This is a genomic window from Micromonospora sp. NPDC048842, assembly GCF_040649935.1.
Lineage (GTDB): Bacteria > Actinomycetota > Actinomycetes > Mycobacteriales > Micromonosporaceae > Micromonospora > Micromonospora hortensis.
This window is the reverse complement of record NZ_JBEZGK010000001.1, coordinates 163,921-190,560: the sequence shown is the minus strand read 5'-3', so window position 1 is coordinate 190,560 and position 26,640 is coordinate 163,921. Positions and strand designations below refer to the sequence as shown.

At 70.0% G+C, this 26,640-nt stretch carries 33 protein-coding genes; 17 read left to right on the top strand and 16 right to left on the bottom strand.

Annotated features, from left to right (window positions below; genetic code table 11):
* Positions 1-14: 14 nt before the first annotated feature.
* From AB0C19_RS00895 to AB0C19_RS00880, 4 genes are all read left to right on the top strand, one after another.
* Positions 15-776 (top strand): cyclase family protein, encoded by a 762-nt coding sequence (locus tag AB0C19_RS00895; protein ID WP_357177448.1) that lies wholly within the window; start codon positions 15-17, stop codon positions 774-776.
* Between the two features lie 12 nt (positions 777-788).
* Complete coding sequence (locus tag AB0C19_RS00890; RefSeq protein WP_357177446.1) at positions 789-2,435, top strand: thiamine pyrophosphate-binding protein; 1,647 nt, start codon at positions 789-791, stop codon at positions 2,433-2,435.
* 88 nt (positions 2,436-2,523) lie between these two features.
* Entirely contained in the window at positions 2,524-2,907 is a 384-nt protein-coding gene (locus AB0C19_RS00885) for a VOC family protein (RefSeq protein WP_357177444.1), read from the top strand.
* A 346-nt stretch (positions 2,908-3,253) separates the two neighbouring features.
* Positions 3,254-3,469, top strand: a complete 216-nt coding sequence (locus AB0C19_RS00880) for a hypothetical protein (RefSeq protein ID WP_357177442.1) — start codon at positions 3,254-3,256, stop codon at positions 3,467-3,469.
* A 25-nt stretch (positions 3,470-3,494) separates the two neighbouring features.
* Here the strand turns inward: AB0C19_RS00880 and AB0C19_RS00875 are convergent, their stop codons facing one another.
* Both AB0C19_RS00875 and AB0C19_RS00870 read right to left on the bottom strand, forming a co-directional pair.
* Entirely contained in the window at positions 3,495-4,208 is a 714-nt protein-coding gene (locus AB0C19_RS00875; RefSeq protein WP_357177440.1) for a GAF and ANTAR domain-containing protein, read from the bottom strand.
* Between the two features lie 326 nt (positions 4,209-4,534).
* Positions 4,535-5,092, bottom strand: coding sequence for an HPP family protein (locus AB0C19_RS00870; protein ID WP_357177438.1), 558 nt, complete (start codon positions 5,090-5,092; stop codon positions 4,535-4,537).
* A gap of 257 nt (positions 5,093-5,349) precedes the next feature.
* On the opposite strand from AB0C19_RS00870, the gene AB0C19_RS00865 reads away from it, so the two are divergent.
* Entirely contained in the window at positions 5,350-5,787 is a 438-nt protein-coding gene (locus AB0C19_RS00865) for an STAS domain-containing protein (RefSeq protein WP_357177436.1), read from the top strand.
* Positions 5,788-5,909: 122 nt separating this feature from the next.
* Here AB0C19_RS00865 and AB0C19_RS00860 read toward each other — a convergent pair whose 3' ends face one another.
* From AB0C19_RS00860 to AB0C19_RS00820, 9 genes are all read right to left on the bottom strand, one after another.
* Positions 5,910-7,196 carry a ricin-type beta-trefoil lectin domain protein gene (locus tag AB0C19_RS00860; RefSeq protein ID WP_357178254.1) on the bottom strand — a complete coding sequence of 429 codons (1,287 nt, stop codon included), beginning with the start codon at positions 7,194-7,196 and terminating at the stop codon, positions 5,910-5,912.
* Between the two features lie 119 nt (positions 7,197-7,315).
* Positions 7,316-8,668, bottom strand: coding sequence for a ricin-type beta-trefoil lectin domain protein (locus tag AB0C19_RS00855; protein ID WP_357177434.1), 1,353 nt, complete (start codon positions 8,666-8,668; stop codon positions 7,316-7,318).
* A 372-nt stretch (positions 8,669-9,040) separates the two neighbouring features.
* A complete protein-coding gene (locus AB0C19_RS00850) occupies positions 9,041-9,628 on the bottom strand; it encodes a DM13 domain-containing protein (RefSeq protein ID WP_357178251.1) in 588 nt (195 codons plus the stop codon).
* 78 nt (positions 9,629-9,706) lie between these two features.
* A complete protein-coding gene (locus tag AB0C19_RS00845) occupies positions 9,707-10,546 on the bottom strand; it encodes an S-methyl-5'-thioadenosine phosphorylase (protein ID WP_357177432.1) in 840 nt (279 codons plus the stop codon).
* 46 nt (positions 10,547-10,592) lie between these two features.
* On the bottom strand, positions 10,593-11,018 hold the full coding sequence (locus AB0C19_RS00840; protein WP_357177430.1) for a hypothetical protein: 426 nt from the start codon (positions 11,016-11,018) through the stop codon (positions 10,593-10,595).
* Positions 11,015-12,181 (bottom strand): molybdopterin-dependent oxidoreductase, encoded by a 1,167-nt coding sequence (locus AB0C19_RS00835; RefSeq protein ID WP_357177428.1) that lies wholly within the window; start codon positions 12,179-12,181, stop codon positions 11,015-11,017. Before AB0C19_RS00835 ends, AB0C19_RS00840 begins: the two co-directional genes overlap by 4 nt.
* Positions 12,178-12,765, bottom strand: a complete 588-nt coding sequence (locus tag AB0C19_RS00830; protein WP_357178248.1) for a class I SAM-dependent methyltransferase — start codon at positions 12,763-12,765, stop codon at positions 12,178-12,180. Before AB0C19_RS00830 ends, AB0C19_RS00835 begins: the two co-directional genes overlap by 4 nt.
* Before the next feature lie 122 nt (positions 12,766-12,887).
* Positions 12,888-13,568 carry a DUF2064 domain-containing protein gene (locus AB0C19_RS00825; RefSeq protein WP_357177426.1) on the bottom strand — a complete coding sequence of 227 codons (681 nt, stop codon included), beginning with the start codon at positions 13,566-13,568 and terminating at the stop codon, positions 12,888-12,890.
* The gene (locus tag AB0C19_RS00820; RefSeq protein ID WP_357177423.1) at positions 13,565-14,242 is read right to left on the bottom strand and encodes a glycosyltransferase family 2 protein; all 678 of its coding nucleotides are present in this window, start codon (positions 14,240-14,242) and stop codon (positions 13,565-13,567) included. The genes AB0C19_RS00825 and AB0C19_RS00820 overlap by 4 nt, the downstream gene beginning before the upstream one ends.
* Before the next feature lie 156 nt (positions 14,243-14,398).
* On the opposite strand from AB0C19_RS00820, the gene AB0C19_RS00815 reads away from it, so the two are divergent.
* Positions 14,399-15,754: a hypothetical protein gene (locus tag AB0C19_RS00815; RefSeq protein ID WP_357177421.1), complete on the top strand. Its 1,356-nt coding sequence runs from the start codon at positions 14,399-14,401 to the stop codon at positions 15,752-15,754.
* On the opposite strand, the gene AB0C19_RS00810 is transcribed toward AB0C19_RS00815, so the two are convergent.
* Entirely contained in the window at positions 15,726-16,805 is a 1,080-nt protein-coding gene (locus tag AB0C19_RS00810; protein WP_357177419.1) for an NAD-dependent epimerase/dehydratase family protein, read from the bottom strand. The two genes, AB0C19_RS00815 and AB0C19_RS00810, sit on opposite strands and share 29 nt — an antisense overlap.
* Before the next feature lie 159 nt (positions 16,806-16,964).
* On the opposite strand from AB0C19_RS00810, the gene AB0C19_RS00805 reads away from it, so the two are divergent.
* Positions 16,965-17,660 carry a response regulator transcription factor gene (locus tag AB0C19_RS00805; protein WP_357177417.1) on the top strand — a complete coding sequence of 232 codons (696 nt, stop codon included), beginning with the start codon at positions 16,965-16,967 and terminating at the stop codon, positions 17,658-17,660.
* Positions 17,653-18,669, top strand: coding sequence for an ATP-binding protein (locus AB0C19_RS00800; RefSeq protein ID WP_330438012.1), 1,017 nt, complete (start codon positions 17,653-17,655; stop codon positions 18,667-18,669). Before AB0C19_RS00805 ends, AB0C19_RS00800 begins: the two co-directional genes overlap by 8 nt.
* A gap of 72 nt (positions 18,670-18,741) precedes the next feature.
* Here AB0C19_RS00800 and AB0C19_RS00795 read toward each other — a convergent pair whose 3' ends face one another.
* Complete coding sequence (locus AB0C19_RS00795; protein ID WP_357177414.1) at positions 18,742-19,560, bottom strand: hypothetical protein; 819 nt, start codon at positions 19,558-19,560, stop codon at positions 18,742-18,744.
* 209 nt (positions 19,561-19,769) lie between these two features.
* Between AB0C19_RS00795 and AB0C19_RS00790 the strand changes: the two genes are divergently transcribed.
* From AB0C19_RS00790 to AB0C19_RS00765, 6 genes are read left to right on the top strand one after another with little or no spacing between them, the layout of a single operon-like run.
* A complete protein-coding gene (locus AB0C19_RS00790) occupies positions 19,770-20,192 on the top strand; it encodes a YbaB/EbfC family nucleoid-associated protein (protein ID WP_357177412.1) in 423 nt (140 codons plus the stop codon).
* Entirely contained in the window at positions 20,189-20,512 is a 324-nt protein-coding gene (locus AB0C19_RS00785; protein WP_238684100.1) for a hypothetical protein, read from the top strand. Before AB0C19_RS00790 ends, AB0C19_RS00785 begins: the two co-directional genes overlap by 4 nt.
* A gap of 4 nt (positions 20,513-20,516) precedes the next feature.
* Complete coding sequence (locus tag AB0C19_RS00780) at positions 20,517-21,011, top strand: hypothetical protein (protein ID WP_266301947.1); 495 nt, start codon at positions 20,517-20,519, stop codon at positions 21,009-21,011.
* A complete protein-coding gene (locus AB0C19_RS00775; protein WP_238684098.1) occupies positions 21,004-21,534 on the top strand; it encodes an endonuclease in 531 nt (176 codons plus the stop codon). Before AB0C19_RS00780 ends, AB0C19_RS00775 begins: the two co-directional genes overlap by 8 nt.
* Positions 21,531-22,073: an SUKH-4 family immunity protein gene (locus AB0C19_RS00770; protein WP_357177409.1), complete on the top strand. Its 543-nt coding sequence runs from the start codon at positions 21,531-21,533 to the stop codon at positions 22,071-22,073. The genes AB0C19_RS00775 and AB0C19_RS00770 overlap by 4 nt, the downstream gene beginning before the upstream one ends.
* A complete protein-coding gene (locus tag AB0C19_RS00765) occupies positions 22,070-22,609 on the top strand; it encodes an SUKH-4 family immunity protein (RefSeq protein ID WP_238684096.1) in 540 nt (179 codons plus the stop codon). The genes AB0C19_RS00770 and AB0C19_RS00765 overlap by 4 nt, the downstream gene beginning before the upstream one ends.
* Before the next feature lie 42 nt (positions 22,610-22,651).
* Here AB0C19_RS00765 and AB0C19_RS00760 read toward each other — a convergent pair whose 3' ends face one another.
* The 3 genes from AB0C19_RS00760 to AB0C19_RS00750 all read right to left on the bottom strand — a co-directional run bounded on the left by AB0C19_RS00760 (position 22,652) and on the right by AB0C19_RS00750 (position 24,449).
* Positions 22,652-23,254, bottom strand: a complete 603-nt coding sequence (locus tag AB0C19_RS00760; protein WP_357177406.1) for a GNAT family protein — start codon at positions 23,252-23,254, stop codon at positions 22,652-22,654.
* A 92-nt stretch (positions 23,255-23,346) separates the two neighbouring features.
* The gene (locus AB0C19_RS00755; protein WP_357177404.1) at positions 23,347-23,877 is read right to left on the bottom strand and encodes a GNAT family N-acetyltransferase; all 531 of its coding nucleotides are present in this window, start codon (positions 23,875-23,877) and stop codon (positions 23,347-23,349) included.
* A gap of 44 nt (positions 23,878-23,921) precedes the next feature.
* On the bottom strand, positions 23,922-24,449 hold the full coding sequence (locus AB0C19_RS00750; protein WP_357177402.1) for a MarR family transcriptional regulator: 528 nt from the start codon (positions 24,447-24,449) through the stop codon (positions 23,922-23,924).
* Between the two features lie 39 nt (positions 24,450-24,488).
* Here AB0C19_RS00750 and AB0C19_RS00745 point away from each other — a divergent pair, with 39 nt between their 5' ends.
* The 3 genes from AB0C19_RS00745 to AB0C19_RS00735 all read left to right on the top strand — a co-directional run bounded on the left by AB0C19_RS00745 (position 24,489) and on the right by AB0C19_RS00735 (position 26,639).
* The gene (locus tag AB0C19_RS00745) at positions 24,489-25,115 is read left to right on the top strand and encodes a disulfide bond formation protein DsbA (protein WP_357177400.1); all 627 of its coding nucleotides are present in this window, start codon (positions 24,489-24,491) and stop codon (positions 25,113-25,115) included.
* A gap of 151 nt (positions 25,116-25,266) precedes the next feature.
* A complete protein-coding gene (locus AB0C19_RS00740; protein ID WP_357177398.1) occupies positions 25,267-26,142 on the top strand; it encodes an endonuclease/exonuclease/phosphatase family protein in 876 nt (291 codons plus the stop codon).
* Between the two features lie 101 nt (positions 26,143-26,243).
* Positions 26,244-26,639, top strand: coding sequence for a hypothetical protein (locus tag AB0C19_RS00735; protein ID WP_357177396.1), 396 nt, complete (start codon positions 26,244-26,246; stop codon positions 26,637-26,639).
* Position 26,640 lies beyond the last annotated feature (1 nt).

The window sequence follows — 26,640 nt, the reverse complement described above, 5'->3', positions numbered from 1 at the left end:
TGTACCGTCGCCGCATGACGGTGCTGCAGGAGTTTGTCGCCGCTCTTTCCAGCGGCCGGATCCAGGTTGTCGACCTCACCGCTCCGCTCTCGGACCAGACCCCGATCCTGGGCCTGCCCGAGCAGTTCGGCCAGACCTGGCCGTTTCAGCTCAGCGAGATCAGCCGGTACGACGACAGCGGTCCGGCCTGGTACTGGAACAACTTCTCCACCGGCGAACACACCGGCACCCATTTCGACGCTCCGGTGCACTGGGTCACCGGTCAACAGGGCGCCGACGTGTCGCAGGTCCCGGTGAGCCAGCTGATCGCCCCGGCAGTGGTGATCGACCACGCCTCCGACGCCGCCGCCGACCCTGACTTCCTGCTAGAGGTCGAGCACGTCAAGGCATGGGAGGCGGAACATGGCACCCTGCCCACCGGTGGCTGGCTGCTCTACCGCACCGGCTGGGACACGTACGGCGACGACCCGGAACGGTACGCCAACGCGGGGCGTACCCCGGGCATCTCCGTGGAGTGCGCCCGCTGGCTGGCCGAGGATTCACCGATCCAGGGCGTCGGGGTGGAGACGGTCGGGACCGACGCCGGCGCCGCCCACTCGTTCGACCCGCCGTTCCCGTGCCACTCGTACCTGCTCGGCCAGGACAAGTACGGCCTGACCCAGCTCCGTAACCTGGGGCAGTTGCCGGCGACCGGCGCGGTGGTGATCGCCGGGCCACTGCCGATCGTCTCCGGCTCCGGCAGCCCGTGTCGGGTCCTCGCTCTCGTCGAACGGTAGGCCGGGCCACCGATGCGGGTAGCCGAGGTGGTCGGGCGGGTCCTGTACGGACACGGCGCACGGCACGTCTTCGGGGTGGTCGGCAGTGGCAACTTCCATGTCACGAACGCGCTCGTCGCGGCCGGTGCCCGGTTCGTGGCGGCGGCCCACGAGGGCGGCGCGGCCAGCATGGCCGACGGGTACGCCCGCACCGCCGGGACGGTCGGACTGCTCTCGGTGCACCAGGGCCCAGGCGTCACCAACGCGCTGACCGGCCTCACCGAGGCCGCGAAGAGCCGTACCCCGATGGTGGTCCTGGCCCCGGAGGCGACAGCGCCGCTGTCGAACTTCTTCATCGACCTGCCGGCGCTCGCCGCCGCGGTCGGGGCCGACTTCCATCGGGTACGCGCGACGCACGCGGCCGAGGACACGGGCCGGGCGTACCGGGCCGCCGCCCGGGGCGCGACTGTGGTGCTGGGCCTCCCGTTGGAGGTGCAGCAAGCCGTGACCGAACCGTGGTCCGGCCCGGTCCCTGCGGCCGCGCCTATCCCGGTCACCGCCCCGCAGGTCGAGCCGTTGTTGGCCGCGCTCCAGGCCGCACGTCGACCGGTCTTCATCGCCGGTCGGGGCGCCCGGTCGGCCCGGGAACCGCTGACTCGGCTCGCCGACGCGTGCGGCGCGCTGCTCGCGGTCTCTGCCGCGGCGAAGGGACTGTTCGCCGGCAACCCGTGGAACCTCGACGTGGCCGGTGGCTTCGCCACCCCGCTCACCGCCGAGCTGATCGGCACGGCGGACCTGGTCGTGGCGTGGGGCAGCACGCTGAACATGTGGACCACCCGGCACGGCGAACTGATCCCGCCCTCCGCCGTCGTCGTCCAGGTGGACCATGACCCGGCCGCGTTCGGGGTGAACCGTCCGGTCGACCTGACGGTGGCCGGTGAGGTGTCGACGGTCGCCGAGGCGCTGCTCGCGCGGTTGGGCGTCGGCACCACCGGGCCCGCGGGCGCCGGAACCGGCGGGTGGCGTACGCCGGAGCTGGCACAGCGGATCCGCGACCACGGCCGGTGGCGGTCGGTTCCATACCAGGATGAGGGCGGCGGTGCCTCGGCGACGATCGACCCGAGGACGCTCTCGACCGCCCTGGACGACCTGCTGCCGGCCGACCGGACGGTGGTGGTCGACTCGGGCAACTTCATGGGCTACCCGTCGATGTGGCTCGACGTACCGGACGTGGCTGGGTTCTGTTTCACCCAGGCGTTCCAGTCGGTCGGGCTCGGTCTGGCCAGTGCGCTCGGCGCGGCGGTCGCCCGGCCGGACCGGCTCACCGTCGCCGCGGTCGGCGACGGTGGCTTCGTCATGTCCGCGACCGAGCTGGTCACCGCCGTCCGGCTGGCGTTACCCCTGCTCGTGGTGATCTACGACGACGCGGCGTACGGGGCCGAGGTGCACCACTTCGGCCCGGACGGACACCCGTTGGAGGCTGTCACCTTCCCCGAGACCGACCTGGCCGCGATCGCCAGTGGCTACGGCTGCGACGGGTTGACCGTCCGGACCGTCGACGATCTCGAACCGGTACGCCACTGGCTCGCCGGTCCCCGTACCCGGCCGTTGGTGATCGACGCCAAGGTCAGCGCGGCGCGCGGCTCCTGGTGGTTGGAGGAGGCGTTCCGTGGCCACTGAGCCACCACCGCCGTGCCCAAGGTCCCCAGCGCTCCCGGGCGTCAGCCGGGTCGGTGACAGGGCGTCATAGCTGACGTACGTTGACGCGGTGGCCACTCTCTGGACCCTGGGATGCGATGCCGACGATCCCCAGCGGATCGCTGCCTTCTGGGCGTTGGCCCTCGGCTATGTCAAGGAGCCCGGTTTCGACGAGCCCGACAACGCGTCCATCGTCGACCCGGACGGCAGGGGTCCTGCCATCAGCTTCCTCAAGGTCCCCGAGGGAAAGTCCGCCAAGAACCGGATGCACATCGACATCCGGGTGGCCGGTCCAGGCTCCGGGGACCTGGCCGAGCGCGCCCGGTTGATCCGGCAGAAGGTGCCCGATCTGGTTGCCGCCGGCGCGACTGTGGTCCGCGAGGAGTGGTACGGCGATGTCCTCGGCCACGTCGTCATGCTCGACCCCGAGGGCAACGAGTTCTGCGTCGCGTGATGCATGATCACGGCCCCGGTAGCCCTGCGGCCGGCTGATCGGGCAGCTCCGGCGGGACCGTTTGCTGGGGGAGCCGGAGGGTAGTGGGAATTCATGACGACGCCTGAGCAGAGCCAGCAGGAGAGGGCCCTCGAGACCGGGGCGGTGTATCAGGACGCCGAGGGGCGCCGGACGACGGATCCCGGCTCCGGGGCCGCGCACGCCGACAGCGAGGCCGACCGCAACGCGGAACACCTGAGGCGGGGAGAGGTCGGGCCGCGCGTCCCGGAGGAGTAGTGGGCGGGGGTGTGTGGGAAACATCTGGGGGTAGCGGTAGGGGCGAGGCAAAACCCCCAAGGAGGACGAGATGACCGATCCCAGGTACGTACCAATCGGTGTGGCCGACGCCGGGCGGCTGATCGACGACGACGGCGCGGATGCCGGTCCTGTCGGGGAGATCGTCGGCGCCGACGACGCGAAGGCGGACGCCGTCCGGACCGGTGCCGAGGTGGACCTGTCGCACGCGACCCGCGACGGCGACGGCACCCCGACCGGCGCGACGGACACCGAGGCCGAGCGGTAAGCCCGCGGCCCGTGCCCGGCCCTGGTCAGCGCCGAGGCTTTCCGGCTGCCCGGTCCACCAGTGTCTGAGCCACGTCGCGGAGCTTGCGGTTGGAGTCCTGCGAGACCTTCGCCAGGATGTTGAACGCTTCGGTGGCGCTGCACCGGCGCTCAGCCATGATGATGCCCTTCGCCTGCTCGATGACCGCGCGGCTGGCCATCGCGTCCTGCATCTGGCGGGCGAGGTTCGCGGTGCTCTCGTAGAGTTGGGCGTTGGCCAGGGCGACGGCGGCGTACGCGGCGAAGGTCTCCAGCGCGGCGACCGTGTCGTCGTCGAAGGCGTGCGGGATGCGGGCGTAGACGTTGAGCGCGCCGACGACCGCCTCCTGGATCGGCATGCCGACCGAGACGGAACTGCCGACTCCCGCCTTACGGCCGCGTTCGGCCCAGTCGGGCCAGCGATCCTCGGCGGTGAGTTCGGGCACGGAGAGGATGTCGCCGGCGGTGGCGGCGGCCAGACACGGACCGCTTCCCTGGGCGTACTGCCGCTCGTCCATGTCGAGAGCCAGTTCGTCGGTGAACGCCGCGGTGTACCCGGTCCCACCGCGAACCAGCGTGACCGACACCTCGACCGGCACGGGCAGCACCCGTTTGGCCAGCTCCGCGACTCGCTGCAGAACGTCGTCGAGGCTGGTCTCAGCGAGCTTGATGCGGCCGAGTTCGGCGAAAGCCTCGGCGGGGTCCGTCGGCGAGTGGGTCATGGCACCGAGTCCTGATGGCCGGTACGCCCGCGGGAAGTCGAAGATCGAGGTGGCCTGGGCGCGGGGATGGCAGCCCGCGTGACGCGGACCGCTGCACGGACCCCCTACCGAGCGGAGCCGGGACCAACGCCGGTTGCTCGACGCCGATTCGTCACATCCGATACGCGGACGTGGACTACAGGCCCGCCAGGATACCCGGATTGTCAGTCGGCGACGACGAGCGCCTGGGGCGCGGCAGCCTTCATCCGGGTAGGCAGCCACTTGAGCTGGATCGCGGTTTCTCCCTCGCGGCGCCGTACGACCGCGAGCAGTTCTGTATCGCGGGCTCACTCCACGCGTCGGCGATCCGGTCCACCACGATGTCCTCCTTCCGGTGACGACGCGGGCGCCGCCCACAGCGGCATCGGCCGGCCCGACACCCGTCCGTACAGCCAGTCGACGACCGTGACCAGCACCACCGCGCCGGCCACGACGAGCAACTCGGTAGGGGTACGGAGCAGGCCCAGGCTCACGATCAGTGTCGTCGCACCCGCCGGGGCGTGCGACGCCTTCAGCAACACCAGCACCGATGCAGTCACCGCCAGTGACCCGGCCACCGCCACGATCCTCAACCCGGTCACCCCCTCCTGGAGCGCCGAGGGTTCGTCGGCAAGCCCGCAGGCCACCAGGAACAGGTATCCGGCCAGCAGGGCCACCCCGTGCCCGATGAACGTGTTGCGCGGCGAGGACTCGGGCGACGCCGGCTTCTCCACGTGCAACATCACCGCCGGACCCAGACTGGGAAACAGCCACGGCTGATGCGTGACGAGTGCGACCAGCCCGGCGAGCACCACCGCCAGCGCGCCGCCCGCGAAGGCGTGCGCGGAGCGCACCGCTCGGCCCATCACGTTCCCCCTGTCGCTCGTGCCGCTCCGCGTCTGATTGGGGACGTCCGCCCTTCAGCATGTGCCCTACCCCGGGCCGGCGGACCGAACCGGATAGGCAACACCTCTTCGAGACTCGCCACCGCTCACGAATGGTGTCAACGGCGAACGCCGTGGGTAGGGTGGTTCGCGGGTCAAGACATGCGCCCAGGTCCGCCGCCCGCGTCTCATCGCCGCGGGAGGGTCCGACTCACCGATGCACCAGATCGGGAGGCGTCATGTCGATCCTCGAACAACCCACCCGCCAGCACGCTCAGCCCACCCGGCAGCACGCTCAGCCCACCCGGCAGCACGCTCAACCGACTCGGCGCCTCGCTCAGCCCGCCAAGCCGATCATGACGCTCGACCTGCGCAACGACCGGCATGCGCCAATGATCACCGTTTCCGGCGAGGTCGACATGAGCACCGCTCATCTCATCAGTGAGTTGGCCGAACACGTGATCACCCGGCGACCCGCACGTTTGGCGCTCGATCTCTCCGGGGTGACCTTCTTCAGCGCTCACGGCATCAGCGCCCTGCTGCGAACCCAGCACGCGGCCGAGACCGCCGAGGTCACGTTGACCCTGCACGCCACCGCTCCGTGCGTCACCTACCTGCTGGCAGTGACCGGCACCGGGTTAGACCTGGACATGCCGGCGACCAACGCGAGTCGATGATCCCGCCGGCTGGTGGATCTTTGACCGCGCACGTGTCGGTCTCCGCCATCCCGCCTTACGGCGACGCGCCGCCCGGGACAGGACCCGGGCGGCGCGTCTCCGACATGGCGGTTGGCGCGGTACTAGGCGCGCCTGGCCCACTGCTGGTTGGCGCCGCCGTGGCAGGCCCAGAGGTGAAGCTGCGTCCCGTTGGCCGTGCCGGAGGCGATGGCGTCGAGGCACAGCCCGGACTGGGCGCTGGTGATGGTGCCGTTGGAGTTCAGGTTCCACTGTTGGTTGGCCTGGCCGTTGCAGTCCCAGATGAGGACCGCTGTGCCGTTGCTGGTGCCCGCGCCGCTGGCGTCCAGGCACTTGTTGCCGTAGACGGTCAGGGTGCGGTTGGCGGTGTGGGTCCAGCGCTGGTTGGTGCCACCGTGACAGTCCCACAGTTGCGGGCGGGCGCCGTTGGCGGTGCTGGAGTTGGGGATGTCGATACACCGGCCGGACGGGCTCCCCACGATCTGCACGTTCTGCTGGCCGGGCGGCGGGGTCGTCGGCGGGGGAGTGGTGGGCGGCACGTCCGACCCGAACTGGGTGAAGAACCGCCACACCTCCTGCTTGACCCAGCTGCGCGCGCCGCTCTCACAGCCGGCGCACCCGTCCACCGGGCCCTGCTGGTGGCCGCCGTCGAACGCTGCCCAGAGCACCGGGTATCCGGGCTGGCAGGAGTACGCGGTGGTGATGTGGGTCAGGCTGCCGGCCCTCGGCTCGGGCGGGCTCTGTGCGGCACATCCGTTGTTGCGGACGAACCTGTCGCGCAGCGACCGTCCACTGGGAATGTTGTCGTTGATGCCGTGAATGCCCAGGTACGCCACGGGCTGGGTGCCGCCGCTGCATCCGCTGATCGCCCCCGGCGCCGCGATTGCCGCGACCGCCCGGAACACCGTCGGCCGGGAACACGCCAACGAGTAGCTCATCGCGCCGCCGTAGCTGAACCCGACCGAGAAGCGTTGGGTGGTGTCGACGCAGAGAGCGTTGTCGATCATGCGGATCATGTCGTCGGTGAAGGTGACGTCCTCACCGTTGGAGTTTCCCCAACCGTTGTTGAGGCCCTGCGGGGCGACGAAGATGGTGCTGTTGTTCGACTGCGAGAGCATGCCGTAGTAGGCCCACGAGGCTCCGTCAGAGCCCCCGCCCGCGACCTGGCTGGCGGTGCCGCCCAACCAGTGGAACCCGAAGGCCAGCCGGTGGGCGTAGGTGTTGTTGTAGTTGTCCGGCAGCCGAAGGATGAAGCTGCGGCTTTTTCCGCTGCTCTGGATGGTGTGGGTGCCGCTGTTCAGCCCGGGCGCCTTGCCGCAGCCGGCAGTGGTGGCCGCGGCCGCCGGTGCGACGGTCGTGAGGACGTACGTTCCGACGGCGATCAGAACCATGACCGCCATGGCTGCCCCCAGCCAGGGGGCGGAGAGTTTGCGAAGTGGCACTGTTGAGCCTCCTTGTGGGTGGTTGAACATCCGTTGGGCCGGTCCCCTCTGCGGGAACCTCGCCGGGCTCAGCTCCGGCTCCATCGTTGGTTGGCCGCGCCGGTGCAGTCCCAGATCTGGACGCGCGTGCCGTTGGCCGTGCCGTTGCCGACCATGTCCAGGCACCGGCCCGAACCAACTCCGGTGATCGAGCCGTCGGTGTTGAGCCGCCACTTCTGGTTGGACTGGCCGTTGCAGTCCCAAATGATCACCGAGCTGCCGTTCGCGGTGCCGGCGCCGTTGACGTCGAGGCACTTGCCACCGAAGACGCGCAGTTCCTGGGCGGCGGTCGAGGTCCAGCTCTGGTTGCTCTGGCCGTGACAGTCCCAGATGATCGCCGCCGCGCCGTTGGTCTGCGAGGCGCCGTTGACGTCGAGGCACCGTCCGGAGGACGTGCTGCGCAGGGCCGACGTGCCGCTCGGTGGCGGGGTGGTCGGTGGTGGCGTCGTCGGGTCGGTGCTGCCACCGAACTGGGTGAAGAACCTCCACACCTCACCCTTGGTCCAGGTCCTGGCGCCGCTGTCCCCGCCGCCGTCCACCGGTCCGGGCGTGTGCCCGCCGTCGAAGGCGGCCCAGACCACCGGATAGCCGGACCGGCAGCCGGAGTAGGTGGTGGTGATGTGGGTCAGGCTGCCCGCCCTCGGCTCGGGTGGGCTCTGTGCGGTGCACCCGTTGTTCCGCACGAACGTGTCGCGCAGGGACCGTCCGGCGGAGACGTTGAGCACTGAGTCTCCGATGCCATGGATCCCCATGTACGCGACCGGCTGGGTGCCGCCGCCGCACCCGCTGAGCTGCCCCCCGGAGTAGACCGCTACAGCGCGGAAGACGCTTGGCCGGGAGCAGGCCAGCGAGTAGCTCATGCCGCCGCCGTAGCTGAAGCCGAGGGCGAAGCGTTGCGTGGTCTCGACGCAGAGGTCTGCCTCGATCACCCTGATCATGTCGTCGACGAAGGTGACGTCCTGGCCACCGGGGTTGGCCCAGCCGTTGCCGTTGCCCTGGGGGGCGACGAAGATGGTGCTGTTGTTCGCCTGCTGCCGCAGCCCGTAGTAGGACCAGGCCGCCCCGTCGGACCCGCCGCCGTCGACGTCGTTCGCGGTGCCGCCGTTCCAGTGGAATCCGAAGATCAAGCGGTAGGCGTGGTTCCTGTCGTAGTTGTCAGGAATCCTCAGGATGAAACTACGGTTCTGGCCACTGCTCTGGATGGACCGTTGGCCGCTGGTCAACGTGGGCGCCTTGCCGCACCCGGCGGTCGCTGCGGCCGCTCCGATGTCCGCGGCCGACGCGGTGGTGCTCGAACCACCGGCCAGTGCCCCCGCGCTCACTGTCACGACGACGGCCGCCGCCGTCGCAAGCAGTCCAAGGATGGGTCTACGTCTTGTCATGAAGGGGCTCCCGCCACTCGGCACGAACTGGTTGAAAGCGGTCCACGGCAACCCGTACGCCGCCACGACGCGCCGCCGAGGGCCACCCTCGTCGACTACGTTCGACGCGGACGAACTCCAGAAGACGCGATGTGCCGGCGGCGCCCGGCCGGTCGTCGACGCAGGTTTCCGCCACTGGTCTCGCCGCCCACGCAGGACCAGTCGGTCGTCGAATCGACTGTGGCCACACCGTGTGCCCGAACACCACGCGACCGTTCGCCCGACGGTGCCTGAGCACCTGACTCGGCGTCGAATCGATTCGCCCCGACGCTAGATCGCGCAGTGAAAGATGTCAATGCTATGTCCGGCAGGTTGCGACTCCGGGTGGGCCGCTCAGGCCCTCGTGAGATCTGCCGCACCGAAGGAGACCGCGAACCGCTTGCACCAGATGGAGACGCTGCGGAAGTCGCCCGGCTCCACCGACGCCGGTAGCTCGTACACCTGGTTGCCCCTGTTGCCCTTGAGCTTCGCCAGCTCGACCCATTCACCGTCGTCGAACACCCGCCAGCCGGCCGTGCCCCGGATGACCGGCTGGTCGGTCAGCCACACCCGCAGGTCCGGACCGTTGGACGTGTTCAGGTCCCGGATGACGAGCTGGTGACGCCCGTCGGCGAGCCGATGGATCTCGGCACTGCCGGTCGTCCGGTGCTCATGGGTGACGAACTCGCCGGCGGTCAGGATCTCGTTCGCCGCTGGGGTGGGCGCCGAGGTCGCGGGGGCCGGCGTCGAGGACTCCGCGGTCGAGGACTCCGGGGTCGCGGACGCCGGGATCGGCGCCGCCGATGTCGTCCCTACGCGGGGAATCGCTTCGTCGACGTAGGTGTCGGTGAACAGCTTCCACGGCTGGAACCAGTAGAGGCCGAGCATCGCCACGACGACAGCGGCTGCGAGACCGGCTCGGACCACCGGCGACCGGAACATCCGTTTTCTCACCCTCGCAGCGTACGACCGCAATCGCCGTCGAACTGTTCGCGAACCCTTTCGGAACTCTTACGACACTCACCGCCCGGTATCTGCCAGCGCCTGTCCGCACGGGCAGGTCCCCTGGTCCTCCGGCAACGTCTGCACTGCGTCGCCGAGAAGGAGCCGCAGGCGATCGATGTTGCGGGCGAAGACAGTGAACACCTCCTGCTGGGTCACGCCCTGACCAACCTCGACGCCCGAGTCGAGGTCGGTCACCAGCGACAGCGCGGTGTAACACAGTGCCAGTTCGCGGGCCAACACCGCCTCCGGGTGGCCGGTCATGCCGACGACCGACCAGCCCTGCTGGCCGTACCACAGCGATTCGGCGCGGGTGGAGAACCGGGGCCCTTCGATGACGACCATGGTCCCGCCGTCGACCGGCTGCCAACCGGCCGATCGGGCGGCGTCGAGGACGGTGGCCCGTCCGACCGGACAGTAGGGGTCGGCGAAGGGCACATGAACGACCTGGGTGGGCTTCCCGTCCGCGCGTGGCTGCCCGTCGTAGTAGGTCTGCTCCCGGCCGCTGGTCCGATCGACCAGTTGGTCCGGTACGACGAGCGTCCCCGGGCCCAGTTCCGGTCGCAGGCCACCCACGGCACCCGGTGCGAGCACCTGGCGAACGCCGAGCGCGCGTAGCGCCCACAGGTTGGCCCGGTAGTTGATCCGGTGTGGAGGGAGAGTGTGCCGGCGCCCGTGGCGCGGCAGGAACACCACCGGCCGCCCGGCGACACTCCCGACGGCCAGTGTGTCGCTCGGCGGTCCGTACGGTGTGTCGACGGTGACCTCGGCGACGTCGTCGAGAAACTCGTAGAACCCCGATCCGCCGATCACGGCGACCGGCGGGCGATTGGTCGTGCTGGCGTGTCCTGCTGACATGTGTAACCCCTCCTGGGCGAACAGTGAAAAGCGGCTGGGGGTCGACTCAGCGACGGTCGGCCCGTCGGTTCGCGACGCGTCGGTCGACAGTGGTGGCGACGACCAGGACGACCACTATCGCGGCCCAGAGGACAGCCAGCCCGACAGTGAGCCCCAGCGGGTAGTCACGGTCCGGTAGGCCCGGATTTGGAGGCGCCGAGGGTGGTCGCCACAGCAGGGGCACCGCGATCAGCACCACCGTGGCACTGGCCAGCAGACCCGCGGTGATCCAAGCCAGGCGCAACCGGTTCGTCACCAGTCGACCGAGCGCCAAACCGACCAGTCCGACCAGCGGTGCCACCAGGACGTCGTGCAGCACCGGGCCGCCGATCAGCCACGGCAGGGCGGTGCCGAACTGGGGGAGGAGCAACCAACCGCCGTACGCGGTGGCCGCGACGCCGACCACGAACAGGAGCAGTCGCGCGGTTCTCACCGCAGCACCTCCAGCCGGGCCACCCACTTGGTCTGCAGGACGCCCGGCCGGCTCGGCGCGATGAGTCGGCAGGGGAAACCGTGGTCGGGAGACAGCTGCTCGCCGTTGATCCGCAGGGCGAGCAGGGTCAGCGGGTCGCGGGCATGGGCCGCAGGAAGTGTGCTGGCCGCGTACAGGCCGTCGGTCTCCAGTGAGGTGACCCGAACCGGTCGGCCGGTCGGCGCGCCGGCCCAGCGGAGCAGCTGAACGACGGGCACGCCGGTCCAGTGGGCCGAGGCACTCCAGCCCTCGACGCAGGCGATCGGCAGTTCTGCCGTCCGTTGCGGCAGGGCCGCCAGGTCGGCCAGGGAAAGGCTGCCTCGCCCGCCCGACCAGACGACCTCCAGACGCCAGTCCGGGGGAACGACGATGCGCGCGGCAGCCGCCGTGCGGTTGATCGGTACGCCCTGCGGCCCGGACGCGGAACGCCACGCCAGCGGTGACACCCGACGTAGCCACGGCACGGTTACCCCGGCGGTGGCCAGCACGGCGATGCCGGCGACGCCCGCCGAGGTACGTAGGAACGCCCGTCGTCCGGACGAGTCCCGATCGTCAGGCCCCGGTGTCGCAGCCGGCACCGCTCTGCGGCGCCGCAGTGGCGTGCCCAGCGCCGCGCGGGCGACCGGGAGCTTCACCGCGACGTGCAGCAGCATCGCCCCGACCACCAGCCAGGCGACCGCGTAGTGCGCCGTCGGGAAGAAGAACCCCCACGGGTACGACTGGGCGACGTTGAACAGACCCGTGACCAGTTCGAAGAACGCGCCGCAGACCAGCACCAGGACGGAGACCCGTTCGAGGGCATGGGCGGACAACCGGATCGGCTGACGCAATGGCGGACGGGCAAACAGCCGGGGGTAGACGCTCCACAGCTTGGCCAGCAGCAACGGGATCGCCGCGACACCGGAGAGCACGTGAACGCCCTGGGTGACCCGGTACAGGTTGACCGGCCGGGTCGGCCAGGTGAACCAGCCCGGCGGGTGCTGGATGTAGTGACTGAGCAGCCCGGTGCCGAAACACAGCCCGAACGCCACCCCGAGCCAGAGGCCGAGCCGGGCGGTGACCAGCGGTGAGTGCGAGGGTGCTGTGAAGTCCTCGGGGGCGGGGACGCGTGGCCGGCGGATCATGAGCGGGCCAACTCGGCGAACCAGCGTGGACCGAACCGGAAACTGTCGACGACGCGCAGGCCGGCAGCGGTGGCGGCACGGGCCACCGCCTCCGCCCCGACCCGCGCCCAGCGGAACACCGGCCCCCGCAGCTCCCGATCGCCGGACGATCCGGACGCTACGTACGCCTGTCCCTGCCACAGCCCGGCCCCCGGGGGCTCCACCTCGACCAGCAGCGTTCCGTCGGCCGCGATCAGGGTGCCGCACCGGCGCAGCAGGCGGACCGGGTCGCCACCGATGCCGATGTTGCCGTCGACGAGCAGGGCGTGCGCCCACCTTCCCTCACCGGGAAGGGGTTCGAAGACGTCGCGTCGTAGAGCCACCACACCCCGGCCCTGGGTCAGACGTACCGCCTCGGCGGAGATGTCCACCCCCAGTGCGACGAGGCCGCGCTGGGCGAGTGCCCTGGTCAGCCGGCCGGGGCCGCACCCGAGATCGATAGTAGGGCCGGTGCAGCGTGCGGCGACGGACTCGATCGCCGGTTCGGGCGGCCCGTGCCAGCGCCGCACCGGCAACAGGTCACGTCGCCCGTCGTTGTGCACCAGCCAATGGTCGGGTGGGGTCGTAGGCCTCGGGCCGACCGGCGTGCCGTAGGCGTCGTGGCCGGCGGACCACCCGCCCAGTCCGCCCAGCACCACGTCGAAACCGTCGAGGCTGATCGTCGAGTTCACCGGGGGCGTCCGCTCAGCAGATGGCCGCCCACCGACGCGACGGCGTCCGCGAACCGGGTGCCGGGCAGTTCGGCCGCTACCGCCAGCGCCGCCGACCAGTCGTCGACATCCCGCAGCACGGGCAGGGTCGCCGGTTGCACGCCGCGCCCACGCAATGCGGCGAGGGTGTGGCACCCGGTGTCGTCGGTCGACATGGGTACGTCGCGTAACGCGCTCGCGTACCTCGGATCGCGCAATCCGAGTGCCCACCAGCCGCCGTCCAGCGCCGGGCCGAACACCGCCTCGTGTTCGGCGAGCCGGTCGAGCGCGGTGGTGAGCACTGCCGGCCGGATCTGCGGGGTGTCCATGCCGATCTGCAGCACCGGCCGGCCGGGAAATGCTGCGGCGGTGTCGGCGTGGGCGTTCGCGAGGCGGTCGGCGAACGTGCCGCCGCGCTGCGGAAGCAGGTGCCAGCCCGCCAACGCGGCGGTCAGCTCCGCGCCGAACTCGGCATCGGCGAACCGACCGGTGTGGGCCAACACGGGAATGGTCGAGGCGGTGGCGCGCACGGCCGCGAGGGTGTCCAACAGCGACGCCGCCGCGATCCGAGCCGCCTGGGTGGGATCGGCGGGCGGGCAGAGGCGCGTCTTTGCCAGCCCGGGGACCGGTGCCTTCGCGACCAGGAGCAGGACGTTCACCGGCCACCACCGGCGTCGGCGCGCAGCACTCCGGCGAAGTCCCGGGTCGCCCGCAGCGTGCCCCGGACCGACCCGGAGACCTTCGACCTGGTCCCGGCGGTGCGGGGCGCGTACGCGACGTCCAGTTCGAGGATCCGCCAGCCCGCTCCGGCCGCGCGCAGCAGCAACTCCAGGGGGTAGCCGAACGCGCGGTCGTTGACCCCGAGGCCCAGCAGCGCCGCCCGGCGGGCCACCCGGATCGGGCTGATGTCGTACACCGGCACGCCGCGACGCCGCAGCAGGGCCGCGACCACCGCGTTCCCGGCGCGAGCATGCCACGGCCAGGCATCCGCCGAGACCGGCAGACGGCGCCCAACGGCGATATCGGCCCGACCGTCGAGCACCGCCGAGACGAGCCTGGGCAACTCGGCCGGGTCGAACGAGCCGTCCGCGTCGAGCACGCAGACCAGATCCGCCTCCGCCGCCAGCAGGCCGGTGTGCACCGCCGCGCCGTACCCGCGTCGCGGCTCGTGGACGACCCGGGCCCCGTACTCGGCCGCGACGGCCGGCGAACCGTCGGTGGAGCCGTTGTCGACCACTATGGCGCGGTAGCCGGGCGGTAGTCCGCTCAGTACGGCAGGCAGTGCGGCCGCCTCGTCCAGACACGGCAGCACCACGTCGATCGTTGTGTGCATACCGGCGACGCTAGGCCCGCCACCGGCCGTCCGGACCGCGGTTTCTCCTTACGAATCGCTTACACGGCAACGGATCTTACGACTCGCTGACGTCTCACCGTCTGGCCGTCGAATGCCTGGTGGGAGGTCGTATCGTCGGCCGTCACCATGACCATGATGACCCGGCCGGGACGAACCCGGTCCGCCGACCTGATCGTCCTCGGCGCCGAGGTGGCACTGCTCGCCGTCGCCGTCGCCGTCGGCGCCCTGCTCAACCATCAGGGCGTGCGGCTGCACGCCGACGCGGCGCCGCTCTACGCGAGTTGGCAGCCCCATCTGGGGCCCGGCACCCCCGCCGCGCTTCTCGTCGCGGCGCTGTTCGTCTGGCGGGGCGTGCGCTGGGGAACCGACACGCCGTGGCCGCGGCTGCTGGCGGTCGGCTATCTCGCCTCGCTGCTCTGGACGCTGTCGCTGGCCCTGGTGGACGGCTGGTCCGCGGGGTTGACCGAGCGGCTCACAGTGCAGGCCGAGTACCTGCACGAGGTGCCCCGGGTGACGGACGTCGGCATCATGCTGTCCGGCTTCGCCGACCGGATTCTCGACTTCCAGCCCGATTCATGGTCCACCCACGCTGCCGCTCACCCACCGGGAGCGTTGCTGTTCTTCGTCTGGCTGGAGCGGATCGGCCTGGGCGGCGGGACCGCTGCCGGGCTCGCCTGCGTCCTGCTCGGCGCCACGGTCTCGGTGTCGGTTCCGGTGACGTTGCGGGCACTCGGCGCCGAGGACGCGGCCCGGGCGGTGTGGCCGTTCCTGGTGCTCCTCCCGGGGGCGGTCTGGGTGGGAGCGTCCGCGGACGGGATCTTCGCCGCGGTGGTCGCCGCCGGGCTGGCGCTGCTGGCGGTGGGTGGCCGACCAGGGGCCGCACTGGGCGGGCTGCTGCTCGGCTTCGCGCTCTACCTGTCGTACGGGTTCGTCCTGGTCGGGTTGCTCGCGCTGACAGTGGTGCTGCTCCGGGCGCGGGACCGCCTCGCCGTGTTCCTGGTCGCGGCGACGGCGGTCGCGGCCGTCGTCGCCGTGTTCACCGTCGCCGGCTTCTGGTGGCTGGACGGCTACCACCTGGTGGCACGTCGTTACTACCAGGGCTGGGCGGCGGAACGTCCGTACGGTTACTGGGTCTGGGCGAATCTCGCCGCAGTGCTGCTCTCGGCCGGCCCGGTGGTCGGGCCGGCGCTGCGGCGGGCGGTGGCCGCCGTGTCGATCCGAGCACCGCGCCCACCGCTCGCGACGGCCCTCCGACAGCGGATCGCCAGCGCCGGACCCACCGTGTGGCTGCCCCTCGCGGCGACGGCGGCGGTGCTCGCGGCGGACCTGTCCGGGCTGAGCAAGGCCGAGGTCGAGCGGATCTGGCTACCGTTCACCGTCTGGCTGCTGGTAGCCACCGCGCACCCGCCCCACTGTCACCGACGGTGGTGGTTGGCCGCCCAGGCCGCCACGGCTCTCGCCGTCAACCACCTACTGTGGACGGTGTCGTGACCGATGCCGGTTCCCGCATGACAGCGGTGGTGAAGTCGGCGATGCCGGCGGCGAAGCCGACCCGGGCGGTGAAACCGAGCACCCGGGTGGCGCGTGCCGGATCGGCCACGACGTGCCGTACGTCCGCCGCTCGCCCGCCCCCGACCGTGACCGGCGCTGGTCCGCCCATCGCCGACGCCAGCTCGTGGGCCAGCTCGCCGACGGTGTGCGGCTCACCCGAGCAGACGTTGATCGGGGTCAGGGGCTCCGGTGCCGGTGTCGTGAGGGCCAGCAGGTTGGCCCCGGCCACGTCGGTCACGTGCACGAAGTCCCGCCGTTGCCGGCCGTCTTCCAACACCCGGGGCGGTCGTCCGGCGGCCAGGGCCGACCGGAAGATCGACGCGACACCCGAATACGGGGTGTCGCGGGGCATTCGCGGACCGTAGACGTTGTGGTAGCGCAGGGCCCAGACCGACCCGCCGGTCTGTCGGGCCCAGGCACCAGCGAGGTGTTCCTGGGCCAACTTGGTGGCGGCGTACGTGCTGTGCGGCTCCAACGGCGCGTCCTCGGGCACGAGACCGGGGGAGAGCTCCCGGTCGCAGCGAGGGCAGGTCGGCTCGTACTGGCCCTCGGCCAGGTCGACGACCCGGCGGCCGGCAGGCCGGACGATCCCATGCGTGGGGCAGTGATAGCGGCCCTCGCCGTAGACCACCATCGAGCTGGCCAGCACCAGTCGGCGTACCCCGGCGGCGTGCATCGCCGCGAGGAGGGTGGCAGTGCCGAGGTCGTTGTGCGCGGCGTACCGGGGGGCGTCGGCGGGGTCGATGCCGTGGCCGACCATGGCTGCCTGATGGCAGACAGCGTCGACCCCGGCCAGTAGCCGGGTCAGCAGCTCGCTGTCGCGTACGTCGCCGACCACCAGGTCGTGCCGCTCGGTCCACTGCGGCGCCGTCGCAGCGTGCGCCTCGGGTAGGAGCGCGTCCACTGCCACCACCTCGTGCCCGTCGTCGGTGAGCAGGTCGGCGACGTGTGAGCCGATGAAGCCGGCCGCACCGGTGACAAGGATCCGCATTCCGGTCACCGTATGACAGCACGTACGCCTGCTCGGGTCTTCGCGCGCAGCCGTAAGAACCTCGCAAGGTTTGCTGGTACGGGCGGAGTCTGCCGCGTGGTTACGCTGGGCCGATGGACACCTGGGGGAGACGTTGACGGGGCGGGACGGGGACGGTCCGTGACACAGCGCGTGCTGGTGGTCGACGACGATCAGACCGTGAGTGACGTCATCCGTCGTTACCTCGAGAACGACGGCTTCCAGGTGAGCCTCGCGGCCGACGGTGCGGCGGCACTGGCGGCCGTGGAGCGGCAGGCGCCACACCTGGTAGTGCTCGACCTGATGCTGCCGCTGATCAACGGCCTGGAGGTGTGCCGGGCGCTGCGGGTACGGCCGGACGGCGTACCGATCGTCATGCTCACCGCGCGCGGTGACGAATCCGACCGCATCCTCGGGCTGCAGCTCGGCGCGGACGACTACCTGACCAAGCCCTTCTCACCCCGGGAGCTGGTGCTACGGGTCCGTTCGGTGCTCCGTCGCGCCGGCGCTGCGACGCCACCCGAGCGGCCCGAGGCGCTCACGGATGGCAACCTGGTGGTGCACACGGCCTCCCGAACCGCCCGCCTCGCCGGCGCGGATCTGGCCCTGACGCTGCGCGAATTCGACCTGCTCGTGCACCTCATGAGGCATCCGTCCCGGGTGTTCGGCCGGGCCGAGCTTCTGGAGCAGGTCTGGGGCTGGAACTTCGGGGACCACTCGACAGTGACAGTGCACGTACGCCGGCTGCGGGAGAAGATCGAGGCGAACCCGGCCGATCCGCGGCGGATCGTGACGGTCTGGGGCGTCGGCTACCGCTATGAGCCTGCCCATGCGTGACGTACTCCTGATCTTCGCGATCGCCCTCGGCGCGGCGCTCGGCATCGGGCTCGCCGGCGCGGTGCTGCTCCGCGCGCTCCGGCGCAGCTCGATCACCGTGCACCTCAACGTGCTGCTCACCACCACCGTGGTCGCCGTCGCCGTCGGGGTGATGGCGGTCGCGGAAGCGATGTTCCTCTCCGCGCACGACCTTGAGGTGGTCCTGATCACCGTCGCGGCGGCAGCGGTGGTCAGTCTCGCCGTCGGCGGGCACTTCGGCCGGCGGCTGGCCCGCGCCGCGGTGTGGCGCGACCAGGCCCGGGAGCGGGAGCGGCAACTGGAGAAGGGGCGGCGTGACCTTGTCGCCTGGGTCTCCCACGACCTGCGGACACCGCTCGCCGGGCTGCGGGCCATGGCGGAGGCGCTGGAGGACCGGGTGGTGCGTGATCCGGATACGGTCGACGAGTACCACAGACGCATCCGGCTGGAGACCGACCGGATGACCCGACTCGTCGATGACCTGTTCGAGCTGTCCCGGATCAACGCGGGAGCGTTGCGGTTGTCGTTGACGGCGGTGCCGCTCGGAGAGGTGGTCTCGGACGCGCTGGCCAGCACCATCCCGTTGGCCGACGCTCGCCGGATCACGTTGATCGCCAGCGAGTCGGGGTGGCCGACGGTCGCCGCGAGCGAACCGGAGCTGGCCCGGGTCGTGGCCAACCTGCTGCTCAACGCGGTCCGCTACACCCCTGAGGACGGCACCGTACGCATCGAAGCCGGCCGGGAGGACGACCACGCCTGGCTGTCGGTCGCCGACACCTGCGGCGGCATCCCGCCGGCCGACCTTCCCCGCCTGTTCGACATCGCGTTCCGCGGTGAACCGGCCCGCACGCCCGGCCCCGGTGACGGCGGGGCGTCCGGAGGGCTCGGCCTGGCCATCGTCCATGGCCTGGTGGAGGCGCACGGCGGTCGGGTCGAGGTGCGCAACACCTCCGACGGCTGCCAGTTCATGGTCCGTCTGGCGACCGCCTGAAGCGACGTTCGCTCGGAGTGGCGGGATGAAGCCGTCGGACTGCGGCCCCATCCCGTTGTCGGCGGGCGAGGATCAGGCGCCGCCGTGCCAGCCGGGCCATCGCCAACTGTGGACTGCGGGCCAGGTTGTCGCAAGGCCGGTGGAGAGCGCGCCGCCGAAGGCCACTGTCCCCTCATGGGACGCGTAGGCGACCCAGTCGTGATGCTCGTCGCTCCAGAGCCCTTCGGGACCGGTGTACCGCGGGGCAAAGATCTCGGCATCCAGCAGGCAGTCGGCGCCGTCCTCACTCAATTCGACCACCCGACGGCGGCCCAGCCTCCGCAGCACCCGGCGGACCTGGTCGACGCCGTCGTCCTCCCACATCGAGTCTCCGGTCAGCACGAGCACGTCGTGCGGAACATCGCCGGCCAACAGGGGGTGCCAGCAGCCGTCCTGCACACCCCATCGTTGCCGCAACGACGCGTGCCAGGCCGATGACTCCTCAGAGGTCAGCACACGCCGGTACGGAAGCGGGTCGACGCTGAGGTCGGGCTGTGCCAACCATCGCCGCACGTTCGCGGCGAAAAGCCGACGCTCGTCCGCGATGGCGTCTGCCGCAACCTCGTCCTGCGTTGACGTGGTGAACCGAGAGTTCGCGCTCTCGGCAGCGGCGAGGAGGACGTGGGTCATCACGTCAATGCCGGGGAGGTGGTCCGGGTCGAGGCGCTCAACCTCAATGAGGATGGCTGCGACCACGTTGTAGCGGGGGAAGATTCGCTTCGCCTCAGTGGTGTAGAGGTATCCATCGGCTTGGCGGCCGTCGTTGGGCAGTTGGCCGTACCCAGTCCGCAGCTCGTCGTACCTCTGCGTCAGGTAGCGCCGCGATGCCCAGTGCACGGTGTTGGATTCCACGCGGGCATCCTCTCCCACGAGGACGCAACTGTGCGTATGACCCCAGATTGGCTCGGGTGCGCTGGCGTACGTACCCCGGCATTCGTGCGGGTCCGTCGACGGCTCGTAGCCGTCGACGAGCCTCGATGGAAGTCTGCCTCGCGGGACCACACGATTTGCCGGATCTGACTACGCTTTCCACTGTCTCGGAGGCGATTGATGGAGGGCGCATGTCGGTGAATGAGCCGGCGAGCGGAGAGTTCGCTCGCATGCTGGACGCGACGGTCGGCGCGTTGCGCGCCGCCGGCAACGCGCCGGAGGACGAGGAGGCCGCGCGCCTGCGTCGGGTCGGTGAGTCCGCCGAGGGACAGGTCCGTGCCGAGTTTGGCGCTGATGGCCGGTTGGAGTCGCTGACGCTGGACCCGCGGATGATGCGGCTCGGCTCGGCCGAGGTCTCCGACCACGTGATCGCGGCCGTGAACGCGGCGATCGACTCGATGCGCGGCGCCGGCCCGGTGCCGGCCTCCGGCGACCTCTCGCAGCTCACCGAGCAGCTGGAGCAGGTTCGAGACACGGCCGTGCCACGGCTCGGCGCGTTCCTGCAGGCGCTCACTGACGCGCAGGAGCGGATGGCCCGGGGAGGTTCCCGATGAACGGCTTCGAGGTCGAGCCCGCGTTGCTGCGTTCCGGCGGCGACGAGGTCATCGGCGCCGCCGAACGCTTCATCGGGCAACTGGAGAGCTTCGAGGCGCAGATGCAGGGATACGGCGAGCCGTGGGGCGCCGACGACATCGGCTCGCTGATCGGCATCGCGTACACGGAGACCTCAGCCTGGGTCCTGGACTGCATCGGCGTGGCCGCCGAAGAGATCGGCTCGGCCGGCAGCGACCTGACGAAGATGGCCGACAACTTCGAGTTGGTCGAGGAAGCCTCCGTGAGCGCGCTGCGAGACATCCAGGGAATGCTGGGGTGACGACATGGGACTGCAACTGCCGGGTGAGCTGATCACGGCACTCAGCTGGATCGGCTACACCTGGCCCGAGGCCGACGAGGAAAAGCTGTTCGAGATGGGCCAGGCCTGGCTGGACTTCTCCGGCACGGTCGCGGACGCCTCCGGGGAGGCCGGTTCGGCTGCGGCAGCGGTCTGGTCGCAGCACCAGGGCGAGTCGATGCAGGCGTTCCAGAAGTGGTGGTCCAAACCGGAGAGCGGTCCCGGCGCGCTGCCGGACTACTCCCAGGCCGCGATGCTGATCGGCACCGGGATGATCATCGCCGCCGCGATAGTGCTCGCGCTGAAGATCCAGGTGATCGTGCAGTTGGCGATCCTCGCGTTCGCGGTGGCGCAGGCGATCGCCACCGCCGTCGTCACGTTCGGCGTGTCGCTGGCCGAGATCCCGATCTTCCAGATGATCACGCGGGAGATCGTCGGCCTGCTGATCGATCAGGTGATCCAGGAGCTTCTCGATGCCTAGCAGGGCGCCGAAAAGCTCGAAACAACGTGGCGGGTCGGGCAAGCCGAAGGGCGGCAAGCTTGTCCGCGCGGCGGTGCAGAAGGCCTCCGCCAAGCCGGTGGTGCGCAACAACGACCTGCCCGAGGTCACGATCAAGGTGAAGCGCAAGTCGATGCACGCGCGGGCCCAGTTCGACCGCAAGATGAACGCGCTGAAGAAGCTCAGCGACGAGGGCAAGCTGTTCAAGCAGGCCAATCCGGTTGCCCGGGACGAAACGATTACGAAAGGCTACAAGGCGCGCATCCGGCAGAAGATCTTCGACAAGTACTGGCCCCACGACAAGAAGCTGTCGAACAAACTCACCGAGCGGCTCCGCCTGCAGCAGCCCGACCATGTGTGGGAGCTGCAACTCGGTGGCCCCGACGACGTTAGTAATCTGAAGCTGCTGCACGGCGACACGAACCGGGATGTCGGTCAGCAGATCTGGCAACAGATCATGAAGCTGCCCGACGGCACACCGATCCGAATAGAGGTAGTGGATTGAATCCCGAGCTGCGGGAGCTCATCGCGGAGCTGCGCACCGACCTGGAGGCGGACCAGCCCGCGACGCTGGTCTGGGCCCAGATCGACCAGGGCGCTCCGGCTGAGCGGATACCCGCTGGTCTGCCGCAGTCGGTCCGGGAGCTGCTGGAGACTGCCGACGGCATCCTGGCTGGCTCGTTCGACCTGCCCGCAGCCGCGAACATCGGCAAGATCCAGGGCTACCTCGAGCAGATGCCCGAGTTCACCGGCGTCGCTGACGAACCCGCCGAGTGGCTCGTCTTCGGCACACTGAAGGAAGAGCCACTGCTGATCCGCCGCGACACCGGCGCGGTCTGGTACTTCCCGGCGGAGACGACCGACGAGTGGTTCATGCGTGAGGCGTTCTTCGAAGTCGCGCCGGACCTTGACTCGTTCCTCGCCTACTACGTCTTCGGCGCCGGGTACGGCGAGGTTGGCTACGACGACGACGACTGGTGGGGCTTCCTCGACGAGCAGGGTCTGACCACGCCCGGCGACGAGGACGAGGAGACGGACGATTGACCGCCACACATGAGGAGCTCACGGCGCTCTGGGGCGCCGACGGGATGGTCTACTTCCCGCTCGACCGGTTCGAGGACGTCCTCGGCCCGTTGACGCCAGAGGTCTTCCCGCCGTTCGGGGCCATCCCGGTCGACGTGCCGATCCTGTTCACTGTCGACGTCAACGTCTCCGGCATGGAGTTGTTCTCCAAGCTGAAGATCGAGGTCGGCGATGCCAGCCCTCGCATCCACATCGTCCTCGGCAGCTCACCGGAGGACCCGCAGCTGCTCTTCTGCCTCGACGCGCTGACCGGAGCCGTCGTGTTGCTGGACCTGGAGACCCCCAACTTCGAGGCGGTCAACGCGACATTCGCGGCGTTCGTCGAGTTCCTCTACCGGCTCGGGCAGCTCATCGCCACGGACCCGGGCGGTCGGGCTCGAGCCGCCCGCGCTGCCGCGATCCGCGAGGAACTGATGGGCGTCGACTCGTCCGCGTTCGCCGACCCGAAGTCCTGGTGGAGCATGGCCTTCGATCAGCTGGAGTCCACCAGCGGCTAGCCTCGCCACTGCCGGCCGGCAGGTCGCCGTGACGCCACAGGTTCACCGTGCTCGCGGCACCGGTATGGACGCGACCGGCTGCTCCGACGGTGCCGCCTCTCGATGCCATGCCTCGGCGAGGAGCGCGTAGGTGTAGCCGTCCACCCAGCCCAGTTCGGCGTGCCAGGAGTCGCCGACGCCGTGCTGCTCACGACGCATGCCGACCTTCTCCAGGATTCGCACCGAGGCGAGGTTGTCAGCGAAGCAGCCGGCGGTGATTCTCCGAACGCCCAGCCGGTCGAACGCGTGCGCCACCACTGCGGTCACCGCCTCGGTCGCGTACCCACGTCCGCCGTAGGCGGGATCGAAGATGTAGCCGAGCTCAGCCTCGGTCCGCGGTGGCATGCCGGGTTGACCCATGCCGTCGACGACGCCGAGAGAGACGGTTCCGATCACCACGCCGTCGAGCGTGGCCGCCATGCTGTGATCGTCGGGGTCGGTGGCCGCGCGTCGCCATGCCGCGCGGAAGGACGCACTGTCGACCTGCGTACGGAGTAGCCAGTGCGTGACCTGCGGCAGGTTTCGGTACTCCAGGATCCGATCGATGTCCTCGTCCCGCACCGGGCGGAGTTCGAGGCGTTCAGTGCGTACCGTGGTGTTCTCCATGAGGCGGGACGCTAGTGGACGCGCCCCGGCGAGACGCCCGAATATCGGACCGATGGCCCCCGCCCCATTCGCAGTGGCAGAGGGCGCGCGGCTCAATCGACCCGTTGGGCCAGCACCTGACCCGGCCAGGATCCGGCCAGGAAGGTCTCGGTGGGAGTGAACCCGTGGCGCTCGTAGTACGCCACCAACTCGCCGCCACCGCCCGCCCAGCAGTCGACCCGTAGCAACCCCACGCCGGCTCGCCGGGTTTCCTCGACGGCGTGTGCCAACAGAGCCGACCCGAGTTTCCGGCCGGCGAATCGTCGGTCGGAGACCAGGAGGCGGACGAACCGCTCGGGTTCCTCAGCGGGCGCGATCGGCGCCCGAGGGTCGGGTCCGGAATCCAACACCAGGGCCGCGGCCGGCGTCCCGTCCACTTCCGCTATGTACGGGAGGTTCTCGGTCAGGTACCGATCGACCTGTGCGGCCCGTTCGGGCTTCTCCGAGAACGGCGTCGTGCCCCACTGCTCGGTGTTGCCGCGGTCGTTCATCCAGACCACAGCCGAATCGAGCATGTCCAGTACGGCGGGCGCGTCGGTCGGGCCACCGCGTCTGATGCGTACGCCGCCGGTGGTGTCGTCCATGGCGGAATGGTAATCCGAGGACTGGCCGATCAGGACCGAGGGCGTCACCCGTCGTGGCCGCCGCCCCCGGGTCCACGATCTCCGGAGGTCAGGGTTCGATTCATCACCGCCAGGAGGCGCTCGAGGGTTCGGCGGTCGCTGTCGGTCAGGCCGCGAAGGATGGCCGCCTCGTTGGCCAGATGTTCCTCGATGAGCCGGTCGGTCAACGCCACGCCGGTCGCTGTCAGCCCGACCACTCTGCCGCGCGCGTCGGCTGTGGAGACCGAGCGCGACACGAGGCCGCGGGCGATCAGTCGGTCCACCCGCTTGGTCACGGCTCCGGTGGTCACGAGCATCCGTTGGCTCAGCTGGCCCGCAGTGAGCGTGTAGGGCTCACCCTCGCGGCGCAGCGCCGCGAGCACGTCGAAGTCGCCGTTGCCGAGGTCCGCCGCGGCGAACGGCGGCCGCAGGGCCTCATCGAGTACGGCGGCCAGCTGCTGGATGCGACCGATGATCAGCAACGGGGTGGGGTCGAGGTCTGGTCGCTCGCGACGCCACTGCCCAACGATGTCGGCGATCCGGTCGTTTTCCACAGTTGCATCTTACCTTCCGAGGAAGATAAATTGTCTTCCGTGGAAGACAATTTGCCTCGAACGTCAGCTTCGGTGGTCACCGCGTACGTGGACCCGTCCTGCCCGTTCGCCTGGATCACCTCCCGCTGGCTCATGGAGGTCGCGAAGATGCGGCCGCTCACCCTGCGGTTCGAGGTGATGAGCCTCGCGGTGATCAACGAGCATCGTGACCTGGAGCCCTGGTACCGCGAATTCAACGACCGTGCGTGGGGGCCGGCCAGGGTGTGTGTGGCGGCAGCCGCGCAACACGGCTCCGCCGCCCTCGCACGGCTGTACCCGGCGCTCGGCCGCCGGATCCACGACGCCGGCGACACGGACTTCGACACCGTGGTCCCGCTGGCCCTGGCCGAGGCCCGCCTCCCCGCCGACCTGGCCGACGCCGCCCACCGCAGCGACCTCGACCCCCAGATGCGGGCGAGCACCACCCACGCACAGCAACTGGTGGGCGAGGAACTCGGCACCCCGACGGTCGTCGTTGACGACGTGGCCTTCTTCGGCCCCGTGCTGAGCTCGATCCCCCGCGGCGAGGAGGCCGTCCGCGTCTTCGACGGCGCTCGCCTGCTCGCCGGCTGCCGGGCATTCTCCGAGCTCAAGCGCGCCCGGTCCGACGGCCTCACCTTCGCGTAGCTCCACGACTGCCGATGGGGGAACTGGTCGACCGGCACCGGTCGACCCAGGTCCGTCGATGCTTCGTCACCGGATGTTCGGCGTCGCGTCGGCTCGAATCGATAGTGTCCGTTGGCCGGCCACCGCCGGCGGCCGATACGGAGGGACATCGATGCGCAGCACAACGGAATGGTCGGCCCGCGCCCTGGGCGCTCTCGCGGGCGCGGTCGCGTTGGTGGTGGCCCTGCTGCCGGCGGCGCCAGCCGCTGCCGCGAGCGTGGGCTTCAAGGCGGCCACGCTGAACATCTACTACGGGCTGAGCCAGGCCGACTTCGTGCACGACCTGAACCTGATCGCGTCCAAGGCCGACCTCGTCGGTCTCAACGAGGTCGGTGCCCGCAAGGCGTTCCTGGCGACCTGGGCCGCCGACAACGGCTGGTGGTTGTACGCGCCGGGCGGCACCAACCAGGCCGGCGAGGCGTTGATCGCCAAGAAGAGCGTGTTCGACGTACTCGACAAGGGCTCGAATTTCGTCTGTGACACAAACGGTCCGGGCGAGGTGCCGCCCGCGCGGTACAACAACTGGGTCAAGTACCGGCACAAGGCCACTGGCCGCAACGTGACCCACATCAACGCCCACGCGGTGGCCAGCATCGAGACCGCCGGCCGGCCGGAGGACCTGCCGCGCACCAGGTGCGCCGAGGCGCAGTTCCAGGGTCTCAAGGAACTGGCGGTCGACAAGCAGGACGAGGGTCAGGTCATCGTGAGTGGAGACCTCAACGTCGACTTCAGCGCAGACCGGAACTACGGATACGCGAAGTTCCCGTGGCAGGTCTTCGAGGCAAACGAGCTGCCGAATCTGCGCTCCAACTACAACCTGTACGGCGAGAAGGGCACCGGGACACACGGCAACCGGCACATCGACTACGTCTACTTCTGGAAGCGGCTGCCCGAACGCCAGTTGATGTGGATGACCGATTACGACATCGTCGGTGGCACCAGGTCGGACCACAACGGTGTTGTCGCGACGTTCTCCATCCAGAGCTGACGCGCCCGCCCTCCGCCGGGTCCTGCGCCCGCTCCCGGCCGAGGCGTTCCGTGCTGCCGGGCAGATGCGACGCGGCTGGCACGGCAGACGACAATGCGAGCGTGACCGACACCGTGCCGGCTTCGCTGCCTGCTGTGATCGAACTCGTCGATGAGTACATGTACCGCGTGCTGAAGGGCGCAGAGGATTCGGTGCTGGTGATCGGGGAGCTGATGGGCGCACTGACCGAGCCGGATGCCGAGGTCAGCGAGGGGAGTGTCGGCAAGCTCTACCCCTTGTTCGGGGACCTGTCGGACATCGTCGACGGCTTCCCGTTCGACTACGGCGACGGTACTGAGATGATCGCCCAACGGGAGATCCGCGACGCTGCATGGGACTGGCTGACCACGGCGCGTAACGCCGGCGGGTTGAAGGCCTACGTCGACCGCTGGATCGCGAGAAGCGAAGCCTTACCGACCATCGAGGACGGGCGGCCGTTCCGCGACATGGCAAGATAGT

Coding starts and splice junctions, on each gene's coding strand:
- AB0C19_RS00895 (WP_357177448.1), top strand. CDS start 15: ATGACGGTGCTGCAGGAGTTTGTCGCCGCTCTTTCCAGCGGCCGGATC.
- AB0C19_RS00890 (WP_357177446.1), top strand. CDS start 789: ATGCGGGTAGCCGAGGTGGTCGGGCGGGTCCTGTACGGACACGGCGCA.
- AB0C19_RS00880 (WP_357177442.1), top strand. CDS start 3,254: ATGACCGATCCCAGGTACGTACCAATCGGTGTGGCCGACGCCGGGCGG.
- AB0C19_RS00875 (WP_357177440.1), bottom strand. CDS start 4,208: ATGACCCACTCGCCGACGGACCCCGCCGAGGCTTTCGCCGAACTCGGC.
- AB0C19_RS00870 (WP_357177438.1), bottom strand. CDS start 5,092: ATGGGCCGAGCGGTGCGCTCCGCGCACGCCTTCGCGGGCGGCGCGCTG.
- AB0C19_RS00865 (WP_357177436.1), top strand. CDS start 5,350: ATGTCGATCCTCGAACAACCCACCCGCCAGCACGCTCAGCCCACCCGG.
- AB0C19_RS00860 (WP_357178254.1), bottom strand. CDS start 7,196: ATGGTTCTGATCGCCGTCGGAACGTACGTCCTCACGACCGTCGCACCG.
- AB0C19_RS00855 (WP_357177434.1), bottom strand. CDS start 8,668: ATGACAAGACGTAGACCCATCCTTGGACTGCTTGCGACGGCGGCGGCC.
- AB0C19_RS00850 (WP_357178251.1), bottom strand. CDS start 9,628: ATGTTCCGGTCGCCGGTGGTCCGAGCCGGTCTCGCAGCCGCTGTCGTC.
- AB0C19_RS00845 (WP_357177432.1), bottom strand. CDS start 10,546: ATGTCAGCAGGACACGCCAGCACGACCAATCGCCCGCCGGTCGCCGTG.
- AB0C19_RS00835 (WP_357177428.1), bottom strand. CDS start 12,181: ATGATCCGCCGGCCACGCGTCCCCGCCCCCGAGGACTTCACAGCACCC.
- AB0C19_RS00820 (WP_357177423.1), bottom strand. CDS start 14,242: ATGCACACAACGATCGACGTGGTGCTGCCGTGTCTGGACGAGGCGGCC.
- AB0C19_RS00815 (WP_357177421.1), top strand. CDS start 14,399: ATGACCCGGCCGGGACGAACCCGGTCCGCCGACCTGATCGTCCTCGGC.
- AB0C19_RS00810 (WP_357177419.1), bottom strand. CDS start 16,805: ATGCGGATCCTTGTCACCGGTGCGGCCGGCTTCATCGGCTCACACGTC.
- AB0C19_RS00800 (WP_330438012.1), top strand. CDS start 17,653: ATGCGTGACGTACTCCTGATCTTCGCGATCGCCCTCGGCGCGGCGCTC.
- AB0C19_RS00790 (WP_357177412.1), top strand. CDS start 19,770: ATGTCGGTGAATGAGCCGGCGAGCGGAGAGTTCGCTCGCATGCTGGAC.
- AB0C19_RS00785 (WP_238684100.1), top strand. CDS start 20,189: ATGAACGGCTTCGAGGTCGAGCCCGCGTTGCTGCGTTCCGGCGGCGAC.
- AB0C19_RS00780 (WP_266301947.1), top strand. CDS start 20,517: ATGGGACTGCAACTGCCGGGTGAGCTGATCACGGCACTCAGCTGGATC.
- AB0C19_RS00775 (WP_238684098.1), top strand. CDS start 21,004: ATGCCTAGCAGGGCGCCGAAAAGCTCGAAACAACGTGGCGGGTCGGGC.
- AB0C19_RS00760 (WP_357177406.1), bottom strand. CDS start 23,254: ATGGAGAACACCACGGTACGCACTGAACGCCTCGAACTCCGCCCGGTG.
- AB0C19_RS00755 (WP_357177404.1), bottom strand. CDS start 23,877: ATGGACGACACCACCGGCGGCGTACGCATCAGACGCGGTGGCCCGACC.
- AB0C19_RS00740 (WP_357177398.1), top strand. CDS start 25,267: ATGCGCAGCACAACGGAATGGTCGGCCCGCGCCCTGGGCGCTCTCGCG.